This window comes from Bacillus sp. JJ783 (genome assembly GCF_036963225.1).
GTDB classification, from domain to species: domain Bacteria; phylum Bacillota; class Bacilli; order Bacillales; family Bacillaceae_G; genus Bacillus_A; species Bacillus_A cereus_U.
In genome coordinates, this window is the sequence record NZ_JBALMG010000006.1 from 51,997 (window position 1) to 62,621 (window position 10,625).

The window sequence follows — 10,625 nt, forward strand, 5'->3', positions numbered from 1 at the left end:
GTAAACGCCCGATTGGTGAAGGCTAATAATCAGTGGGGGATGAACAAAACCCCCACTGATTAAAGTTTCACTTTATGAAAATAAATATTGTACATATCATTCAGTTGAAATAGATGGATCCGCCTGTTCTTTTTTCGGGATAATTTCATAGAAGTGAAGCTGGATATCATCTAATAATGGTGTTAACAAAGCGACTTCTTCATATTGTTCATGCTCATTTAATACACGAATGTAGTCTAATAATAATTCGTTCACATCTTGTAAACCATGTTTACTAATTGGCTGCAATGTTACATTTGCACCTTTAGCGATTCTTCTTTTTAAAGCGTGTTCTGTTAAACCTAAGTTTGGCTCATGACGTAAATAAACAACACCACCAGTCATGCCGGCACAAATCCATGGACCAGGATCTCCTAAAACAAGAGCACGACCATTTGTCATATATTCAAAAGCAAATCCTTTTATATTAGAATATACTCCGATATTTCCTTGTTCTTTTTCGCGAAGTGGTTTTGTAATTCTGCCTCCAATTATCATATCTGCTCCAGAAAGGCGAATGCCAGCACGAGCATCAGCGTTACCTTGCACGTATAATGCACCTTTTTGAGCGCCGTATCCAAATCCTTTTCCGACAGAACCGTTATAATATGTTCCATCTTTTCCTTTTGCTTTCGTTATATAAATGCCACCGCCAAATGAAGTTTTTCCAATTCCATCTTGCGCGCCACCATTTACGTGTATAAATAAGTTCTCGCTATTATACGCGCCTAATCCGTTTCCAGGAACAGATCCGTTTGTATACTTTAATGTAAGTGGTTCAAGATGGGTGTTTTCATATAATTTGCTACGAATACGATAACAGGATTCTAGACCGCCCATTACGCGTTGCTCTACGCCGACGCTTACTAATTCTTTTGACTGGAGAGAATTTGTTGTTTCAAATTGTTTTTCTTGTACAGATGCCGTTATTTTCACGGATGAATCTTCTATCGTTTGTATTAAATTACGTAAGTCTAATAAGTCCTTGCCTCGAGTTTGTTCTAATAAATCCGATCGTCCGATAATATCTTGTAAGTTTGTGTAACCGAGCTGCCCTGTTAAACGTTTCAATTCTGTACCGAAAGTAGTGAATAGGCTTAATAGCCCTGTAACTGCGCTTTCTAATTCACGTGGAACGAAACGGCGCAGTCCATGTTCTTTCGCTTGAGCTTCAGATTCAATTTGTGTTGCAATTCCGACGTGGCACGTATCGAGATGACAACCACGGCAAGTTGTACAGCCAATTGCAATCATTGATAATGTGCCAAATCCGATCCGGTTTGCTCCAAGGAGCATGATTTTTAAGGCGTCATTGACACTTCGAATACCGCCATCTGCCCAAATTTCTACTTTATGTCTCATATGTGCTTCTAATAGAGCGTTATGTGCAGCTTTAACACCGATTTCTACAGGAAGACCTACATGTTGCAATGCGTGAATACGCGCAGCGCCTGTTCCGCCATCAAATCCACTAATGTTAATAAAGTCAGCGCCAGCTTTTGCGATACCGACAGCAATTGTTCCGATGTTAGGAACGACAGGAACTTTTACAGCTACTTTTGCAAGATGATTAGCCGTTTTAATTTCTGTAATCATTTGAGCCAAGTCTTCAATTGAATAAATATCATGGTTGTTAGAAGGTGAAATTAAATCTGAACCAATTGTAGCATTACGTGCTTCAGCAATTTTGGCAGTTACTTTTGAACCAGGCAAATGTCCACCTTCACCAGGCTTTGCTCCTTGACCGATTTTAATTTCAATTAAATTTGATGAATTTAGTAGTTCAGCGTTTACTCCAAACCGGCCAGATGCAACTTGTTGTCCGCGTGTATGTGGGTATTTACCAATCATATCTTTAATTTCGCCGCCTTCACCGTTCAAACTAATCATATTTAGCTGATTGGCAGCTTCTGCATATGCACGGAAGGCAATTTCATTTTGAGAACCGAATGACATAGAACTAATAATAAATGGTAAATCATGATTGTGAATGCCGATGGACACTTTTTCAGTCGGAATTACATGTTCTGTTTGTTTTGTTTGAATAAGGTGCCTGATTGCGATAGGGTTATTTTCTTCTAATTCACTTAACTTGTCGCGGTAATCATCATAAGAGTTTCCTTTTGCAACATCACCAATTGCTTTCCAAATCCGGGGGAATATATGAAATGATTTTCGCATTCTAACTTTTGGATTGTTATAATCATCAGCTCGAATTTTCGCATCTTCAGCAAGTGATTCAAGTGAAAAAGCTAAATCATTTGAACCGAAGAAGTTTGTAATTTGTAATATATTTGCAATTTCCTCATGTAATCCAATAGAGGAGAAGAGGCGACCGTAACCGCGTAATTCATGAATTCCAATCGTTGAAATTACTTTCTCTAGTCCTTTATTAAGTGCGGTATACAAATTAGTAATTGGTGCTTTTGTTCCATCATTTACCGTTGCGAACAATAAATATGGATTAATACCATCTGCCCCTAATCCGTATAGCGTGACGATATCGTGTAAGGAGCGAAGGGCGCCAGAACGTATAACGAGAGAGCATTTCCGGCGTAATTTATTTTCAGTTAATGTTTGATGTACTTTAGCAGTAACTAAATGTGGATCAATCCATAACAGTTCATTTTGATGAGATTTAGCGTCATCTAATAAAAGTAGGGAAGCCCCGTCTTTAACGGCTGTTATCGCCTCGGAACTAATTCGATTTAATGCGCTTTGTAAAGTTTCTGATGGGCTAAATGTAACAGGAATTGTAGAGACAGAGCTATGAGTGATGAATAGCTGTACAAGTTGTTCGTACGTAATCGTCTGTAAGTCTGCCGCGATAGATTGAGCTAAACTCCCTTCTAAAATAATTGGTGAGAGCATCTCAATTACAAATGGTTGTTTAGAGTTATCTAATAAACTCGGACGCTCTCCGAGTACAGTACGTGTGGAGAAGTGTTCGACTTCTCGATCACGATCGATTGCTGGATTGGTAACAACGGCTACACTTTCTTTAATGAAATCAGCAATATTTCGTCTATCTGTATCAAGTGCGGCAAGTGGTGAGTCATGCCCAAGTGACCGAATTGGTTCGACACCTTTTGTTGCCATCTGTTCAAGGAGCTGAATATGTTCTCGATCCCAGCCGAAAGCGACGTATTGCTTCGTTTCAACTTGAACAGAATCACATAATCCCTCAGTTTCTTTCGTTTCAGGGATAGATAAGTTTACATGATAGTTGGTAACATCGATTCGTTTCTTAAAACGGTTGTATACTTCAATTTGATAATTATCGTATTCATAGAGAACAAGCTCACCTTGTTCATTCCATTTTAATCCAACCTTTTCGCCAGGAGCGAGTGGTTTCGGCTCTGCTACATATTCGGCTGGTGATACAACTCCAGGTTCAGAAGAGAAAATATAGGAGCTCTCTGTCTCTACTTTCCAAACAGGGCGTAATCCAAGGGAATCGACACTGAAAACAGCTTCATCTTTATAACGTGAAATGATGCCAGCTGGACCTTGTGCGAAATGCCCCCAAGCCTCACGTATATAAGTGTATAAGTTTTGTAAGTTTGTTTCGTAAAGTTTTATTTCATTAATAATTGGTGGAAATAATATATCCATTGCTTCAAATAAACTGTAGTTATACTGAACGAGAAGGGTTTCTAAGGTACGGTTTAAATCTTGGGAATCACTACCCCCAGCAGTAAGTGGTACATTAATCATGTCAGCTTGATCGCGTAATTTTGCAATCGTGTTAATTTCACCATTATGCCCAAGAATACTAAATGGTTGTACACGAAAAAAATTAGATAAAGTATTAGTAGAATAGCGATTATGTCCTAGTGTCATAGTTGAAGCGATAAGTGGGTGTTGTAAATCATTGTAATAAGCAACGAGTGTATCACCAGCGCCGAGAACTTTATATACAACATGTTCATGACTTAATGAGGCAACATGAATTGCTTCATTTTCTTCGATTTTTATTGTTACAGAAAATAATGTTTGTTCAATATTTTTAACTTCACTTTCGGCGATAAGGGCAATTTGCCAAAATAAAGGTTCTTCTTGTTTACCAAGAGGACCGAGTGCATCTGAGTTTATTACATCATCATTTTCGAGAACAATTGTAAACTTTTCATTGTTTAGTTGCGTACGAATGTAATCTTTTAACTCAGCAATGTTTTCTTTTTTGTTTAGAAAAAAATGTCCAACGATAAAGTGGGGATGATCCACGATCGTTGGATTATATCCGCTACTTTTCAGTTTTTCATGCCAAAGTGCCTTTGGCATGTCGATATGAATTCCGATGCCATCTCCTTCGCCATTAATGAAACCAGCCCTATGATTCATTTTGACTAGTGATTGTATACAAAGGTCGATGTTTTCTTTTGTAGGAATTCTTCGTTTTTCCATAACGGAAACGATTCCACACGCATCATGTTCTGCATTTTTATAATTCCGAAATAAAGACGGTGTCCATTTATTTTTTTTATTGAGCATCCGTCAATCCCCCCTCTGGAAAATGATTTTTGAATAATCTTACTATTTAAGGCGTGAACTGCCTTGTATACAGGGATAGTAAGGATATAAAAGAATATAAAACAGATAATTATGAATAATTATACTATTAACGAGGGATTTATGAAATAGAAAAAAGGAAAAAAGAAAGATGGGCTTTCTTTTTTCCTTTTGAATGAAGAGATTATTTATTGTTCGCTAGGGTAGAAAATGCTCTGCCAACAGCTTCAATTGTATATTCAATATCTTCTTTTGTATGTTCTGTCGTTAAGAACCATGCTTCATATTTAGAAGGTGCTAAATTAATACCTTCTTGAAGCATCAATTTGAAGAATCTACCGAACATTTCACCATCTGTATTTTTGGCTGCATCGTAATCTTCAATTATATTTGTCGTGAAGTATACAGTTAATGCACCCTTTAGACGGTTTACTGTAATATCGATGTTATGTTTTGTAGCTTGTTCTAAAATTCCTTTTTCAAGCATTGCGCCAAGTGCATCTAATTTCTCGTATACGCCTTCTTGTTGAAGTACTTCTAGGCAGGCAATACCTGATGCCATAGAAGCAGGGTTCCCGGCCATTGTACCAGCTTGGTATGCAGGGCCGAGCGGTGCAACTTGTTCCATAATTTCTTTCTTACCACCGTAAGCACCAATTGGAAGGCCACCGCCGATAACTTTACCAAGTGCTGTTAGATCTGGGGTTACGCCAAGTAAGTCTTGAGCGCCGCCATACATAAAGCGGAAAGCAGTAATAACTTCATCATAAATTACTAGTGCACCAGCTTCGTGAACAAGTTCATTAACTTTTTCAAGGAAGCCAGGTTTTGGCTCTACAATACCGAAGTTTCCAACGATTGGCTCTACAAGGATAGCTGCTACTTCATGTCCCCATTTATCTAACGCTTCTTTTAAAGTTTCTACATTATTAAATGGAACAGTAATAACTTCTTGGGCGATACTTTGTGGCACGCCAGCTGAATCAGGAATTCCAAGGGTAGAAGGACCAGAGCCAGCTGCTACAAGTACTAAATCGGAATGACCGTGGTAACAACCAGCGAATTTCATAATTTTTGTGCGGCCAGTGTAAGCACGAGCAACACGAATGGTTGTCATAACGGATTCTGTACCAGAGTTTACGAAGCGGACTTTATCTAAAGCGGGCATTGCTTCTTTTAACATTTTTGCGAATTTTACTTCTAATGCTGTTGGAGTACCGTATAGTACGCCGTTTTCAGCTGCTGTTTTAATTGCTTCTGTTACGTGCGGGTGAGCATGTCCAGTAATAATTGGGCCATACGCTGCTAAATAGTCGATATATTTATTTCCATCTACATCCCAGAAATAAGCACCTTTCCCGCGTTCCATTGCAACAGGGGAACCGCCTCCAACTGCTTTAAAAGAGCGAGAAGGACTATTAACACCACCAACGATATGTTCTAACGCTTCTTTATGTAATGCTTCTGATTTCGTGAAATTCACTACAATTCATCTCCTTACAAAAATCTATGTATTATTCTAACATGTTTTTCGAAAAGACGTATTGTTTGTGATAGAAGGAGCAGTTGGGTAAACTATTCGTTGTGACATTTAGGAAGGGGGTCCGATTATGAAATCGGTAATTGAGGTACAAGGGTTACGTAAAGAGTTTACAGCTTATTCAAGTCGTCCGGGCTTAAAGGGTGCGTTTCGCGATTTATTAAATCGTAATTATAAAATAGTGCCAGCAGTAAATGATGTTTCTTTTACTATAAAGCAAGGTGAAATGGTTGGTTATATTGGTGAGAATGGTGCTGGTAAATCAACGACGATTAAAATGCTTACAGGGATTTTGACTCCGACATCAGGACAAATTACAGTGAACGGAATGAATCCACACAAACAGAGAGAAGAATTTGTAAGAACAATCGGTGTTGTGTTTGGGCAGCGTTCGCAGCTTTGGTGGGATATCGCAGTGCAAGAATCATTTCGTTTATTGAAGAAAGTGTACGGTGTATCAGACGCTCAGTATAAGGAACATATGGAACATGTTATTGAAACGTTAGATATCGGTCCTTTATTAGATAAACCGGTACGGAAATTATCTCTTGGTCAAAGAATGCGTTGTGAATTAGCAGCGGCGTTAATTCATAATCCGCCGTTATTATTTTTAGATGAACCAACAATTGGACTAGATGTTCTTGTGAAATTGAAAATACGAGAATTCTTAAAAGAGATGAATGAACGTTATAAAACAACAATTTTATTAACGACACATGACATTACTGATATTGAAGCTTTATGTGAACGCGTCATCATGCTTGATGAAGGAAATATTATGTATGACGGATCTTTAGATAATCTTCGTACACAGTGGGGAGTAGAGAAGGAAATACATTTTCAATTTGTTGCCCCAGTTTCATACCAGGAGTTATCAATGGTTATGCCAGATAGTCATGTTGTTTGGTCAAAAGCGAAAGAAGAAAACGCATGGGTTGCAAAAATACCGAATGAAGAAGTTATCATTTCTATGTTGATTTCTAAAGTAGTACAAGCCTTTCAAATTAAAGATTTGAAAATTAACGAAGTGTCTACAGAGGAAATTATTCGTAACATTTATGAAGAAGGTATTATGCATGGGTAAGTATATTGAAATGATTCGGATTCGTTTTTTAATGATGCTTGCTTATCGTACAAATTATTACAGCGGGATTTTAATTTATACGATTAACATTGGTGCTTATTATTTTTTATGGCAAGCAATTTATAGCGGGAAAGAGAATATTGAAAGTTTATCTATTTCGCAAATGACTACGTATATTGCGATCGCATGGATGGCACGCGCTTTTTATTTCAATAATATAGATAGAGAAATTGCGATGGAAATTCAAGAAGGACGTGTGGCGGTAGAACTAATTCGTCCATATAACTATTTAGGTATGAAAGTTATGCAAGGGCTTGGAGAAGGGATATTCCGTTTTGCTTTCTTTTCAATTCCGGGTATGGTTATTGTTACGTTATTATTTTCATTACAAATTACAACGAATTTTCAAACGTGGTTATATTTCTTCTTATCTTTAATATTTAGTTTTATCATTAATACACAAATAAATTTAATGACAGGAATGCTTACATTCTTCTTATTTAATAATAGTGGAATTATGTATGCGAAACGTGTTGTTATCGATTTATTTTCTGGTTTATTATTACCGATTAGTTTTTATCCGTTATGGGCCCAAAAAGCAATGGTGTTTTTACCGTTTCAAGCAATTAGTTATATTCCGAGTATGATTTTCTCTGAAGGTATACAAGGAAGTAAGTTATATGAAGCTTTATTATTTCAAATGATTTGGGCAATTATACTTATTATTCCAATTGTACTGATGTGGAAAACGGCGAGAAAACGTCTAATCGTACAAGGGGGATGACGAGATGATATATATAAAATTATTTTTGCAATATGCAAGTCAATATATAAAAACAAAATTGGAGTATCGTGGCGATTTTATCGTCGGATTACTTTCAGATTTATCACTACAAGCTGTTAATTTAATCTTCATTCTCGTTGTGTTTGGGCATACTCAAGCACTAAAAGGGTGGAGCCGAGAAGAAGTAATCTTTATCTATGGGTTCTTTTTAGTACCGTTTGCCATTTTTTCAGCTTTCTTTAATATATGGGACTTTAATGATCGTTACATTATTAAAGGAGAAATGGACCGTATATTAACGAGACCGATTCATAGTTTATTTCAAATTATATTAGAAAGAATGGAACTTGAATCTTTAATTGGAGCTATTACGGGGATTATTGTGATGGGTTATGCAGCAATGGAGCTGCAATTATCTTTTTACTGGTATGATTTCTTCTTATTCCTACTTATGGCAGGGGGAGGGGCACTTGTGTACGGCGGGATATTTGTTACGCTTGCAAGTCTTGGCTTTTGGTCGGATGCGAAAAGTTCCATTATGCCGCTTATGTATAACATAGGGAATTATGGACGCTATCCTGTTGATATTTATAACCGTGTTATTCGCTTTGTTTTAACGTTTGTTTTACCGTTTGCATTTGTTGGGGTATATCCAGCAGCATACTTTTTAAGAAAAACAGAGTGGAATAGCTATGCTTTCGCAACGCCAATTGTTGGTGTTATCTGTTTTACTATTGCAATTACCCTCTGGAATCAAGGGGTTAAACGATATCGTGGTGCAGGAAATTAATTATAGAAGCTTGTTCGTTTCTAAGGGATAAATCAGCTATAGTCCTCATACATATAAAATGAGGTGGAGGACATGTTATGGGGATTTATTCTATTAATTGCAGCAATCGCTATTTTGAGAAGTGTCCAATTATTATGGAGTTCATATTCAAATTCCAATCGTTTCTTTTCGCTGTACAATTTAGCTACGTTGTTTTTGATTTATACAACGGTACTGATTGCGTTTGGATTAAGTTATGTTGTGCTAGAGGAAATGGGTTTTGCAGTTTTGAAAGAAGATGGGGATAGGCTAAGTGCTCATTCCTTTCAGCTCGTTGAAATATGTTTATATTTTAGCGCGGTTACTTTATTGTCCGTTGGATACGGTGATATCGCTCCGATTGGAATCGGAAGATGGATTGCAATTGGAGAAGCGCTAATTGGATATACATTACCGTTTGCCTTTGTGGTAAGGACTGTAATGGACAATGAAAAATAAGGTAGCATTTGTTATAGTAATAGAAAAGAAAAGGAGTGATAACAATGATCACAGTAGGAGAAATAGCGCCGGAATTTACATTAGAGGGAAGTACCGGAGAACAAATTCGCTTAGCTGACTTCCGAGGTAAAAATGTAGTTTTATATTTTTATCCGAAAGATATGACTCCAGGCTGTACAACTGAAGCATGTGATTTTCGTGATGCATATGGATTATTCCAAGAGAAGGACACGGTCATCCTTGGTGTAAGTCCTGATTCGGTGAACAGACATATGAAATTCATAGAGAAGCATGAGCTTCCATTTGTACTTTTAGTAGATGAAGATCATAAAGTAGCAGAATTGTACGATGTTTGGAAGTTGAAAAAGAACTTTGGAAAAGAGTACATGGGAATCGAGCGTTCTACATTCCTTATCAATAAAGATGGTGAACTTGTAAAAGAATGGCGTAAAGTGAAAGTGAAAGGACATATTGAAGACGTTCTTTCTTATATAAAGTGAAACTTTAATCAGTGGGGGTGTCTATCCACACTGATTATTAGCCCGCACCAATTGGGCTTTTACGGGCAGTTGATATCCCGCCTAACTCCTTCGTATTTGCGGAATTTTGAAGTGGGAGTCTTACTGCCCGCAAATAGCGGGATAAAATAATCTATATTAATGTGGAGAAAAAATATATATGTAAGGCATGCGTCTATACATATTTTCTTGTGATACATAAAGTGAAAGTGTAGGGCATACCTCCTCAGATGATAGTATTCCAAGTGCGATTATGTCGCACTTTTTTCTATGTAAATGTATAGGAACTGGGGGAAGGTACATAAGAATAAGGCTATATACAAAAATAAACCACATACTTATAGTAGAAATATTGACGATTTATAAGAAAAAGAGTACACTCTTTATAAGAATTATAAAATAATAATCCGTATAGAATCGGGGTGCATGACGGTGGTCAAAGAAGAATTAAAAGAAGCGCTAGAAATGCTGAAAAATACGGGTGTACGCATTACTCCACAGCGTCATGCTATTTTAGAGTACCTTGTGGAATCTATGACGCACCCAACAGCGGATGACATTTATAAAGCATTAGAAGGTAAGTTTCCAAATATGAGTGTTGCAACTGTCTATAATAACTTACGTGTGTTTAAAGAAGTTGGACTTGTAAAGGAATTAACTTATGGGGATGCTTCAAGTAGATTTGATTATGTTACAAGTCAACATTATCATGTGATTTGCGAAAAATGTGGTAAGATTGTTGATTTTCCTTATGGAGGTTTGGAACAGCTTGAAGAGGAAGCTGCGAAAACGACAGGTTTCGTTATTAATAGTCATCGCTTAGAAATTTATGGCGTTTGTCCAGAGTGTCATAAGGCGTAATATATAATAAAGAAAGAGGG

At 37.1% G+C, this 10,625-nt stretch carries 8 protein-coding genes; 6 read left to right on the forward strand and 2 right to left on the reverse strand.

The features are described from left to right. Window positions 1-96 precede the first annotated feature (96 nt). Entirely contained in the window at window positions 97-4,533 is a 4,437-nt protein-coding gene (locus V7038_RS01505) for a glutamate synthase-related protein (protein WP_335468852.1), read from the reverse strand. Between the two features lie 202 nt (window positions 4,534-4,735). After that, on the reverse strand, window positions 4,736-6,034 hold the full coding sequence (hemL, locus tag V7038_RS01510) for a glutamate-1-semialdehyde-2,1-aminomutase (protein ID WP_002201844.1): 1,299 nt from the start codon (window positions 6,032-6,034) through the stop codon (window positions 4,736-4,738). Window positions 6,035-6,161: 127 nt separating this feature from the next. Between hemL and V7038_RS01515 the strand changes: the two genes are divergently transcribed. From V7038_RS01515 to perR, 6 genes are all read left to right on the forward strand, one after another. Further along, entirely contained in the window at window positions 6,162-7,175 is a 1,014-nt protein-coding gene (locus tag V7038_RS01515) for an ABC transporter ATP-binding protein (RefSeq protein WP_002113870.1), read from the forward strand. Continuing rightward, a complete protein-coding gene (locus tag V7038_RS01520) occupies window positions 7,168-7,959 on the forward strand; it encodes an ABC transporter permease (protein WP_002113871.1) in 792 nt (263 codons plus the stop codon). The genes V7038_RS01515 and V7038_RS01520 overlap by 8 nt, the downstream gene beginning before the upstream one ends. Before the next feature lie 4 nt (window positions 7,960-7,963). After that, window positions 7,964-8,749 carry an ABC transporter permease gene (locus V7038_RS01525; RefSeq protein WP_002113872.1) on the forward strand — a complete coding sequence of 262 codons (786 nt, stop codon included), beginning with the start codon at window positions 7,964-7,966 and terminating at the stop codon, window positions 8,747-8,749. Between the two features lie 72 nt (window positions 8,750-8,821). Beyond that, window positions 8,822-9,226, forward strand: coding sequence for a potassium channel family protein (locus tag V7038_RS01530; protein WP_002091112.1), 405 nt, complete (start codon window positions 8,822-8,824; stop codon window positions 9,224-9,226). A gap of 44 nt (window positions 9,227-9,270) precedes the next feature. Further along, complete coding sequence (gene bcp / locus V7038_RS01535) at window positions 9,271-9,726, forward strand: thioredoxin-dependent thiol peroxidase (protein ID WP_002010353.1); 456 nt, start codon at window positions 9,271-9,273, stop codon at window positions 9,724-9,726. A gap of 450 nt (window positions 9,727-10,176) precedes the next feature. Then, entirely contained in the window at window positions 10,177-10,605 is a 429-nt protein-coding gene (gene perR, locus V7038_RS01540; protein WP_000237831.1) for a peroxide-responsive transcriptional repressor PerR, read from the forward strand. Window positions 10,606-10,625 lie beyond the last annotated feature (20 nt).

What these genes read in the sequence shown, in the direction of transcription:
- V7038_RS01505 (WP_335468852.1), bottom strand. Translation starts at nt 4,533, where the DNA reads ATGCTCAATAAAAAAAATAAATGGACACCGTCTTTATTTCGGAATTAT.
- V7038_RS01515 (WP_002113870.1), top strand. Translation starts at nt 6,162, where the DNA reads ATGAAATCGGTAATTGAGGTACAAGGGTTACGTAAAGAGTTTACAGCT.
- V7038_RS01520 (WP_002113871.1), top strand. Translation starts at nt 7,168, where the DNA reads ATGGGTAAGTATATTGAAATGATTCGGATTCGTTTTTTAATGATGCTT.
- V7038_RS01525 (WP_002113872.1), top strand. Translation starts at nt 7,964, where the DNA reads ATGATATATATAAAATTATTTTTGCAATATGCAAGTCAATATATAAAA.
- V7038_RS01530 (WP_002091112.1), top strand. Translation starts at nt 8,822, where the DNA reads ATGTTATGGGGATTTATTCTATTAATTGCAGCAATCGCTATTTTGAGA.
- bcp (WP_002010353.1), top strand. Translation starts at nt 9,271, where the DNA reads ATGATCACAGTAGGAGAAATAGCGCCGGAATTTACATTAGAGGGAAGT.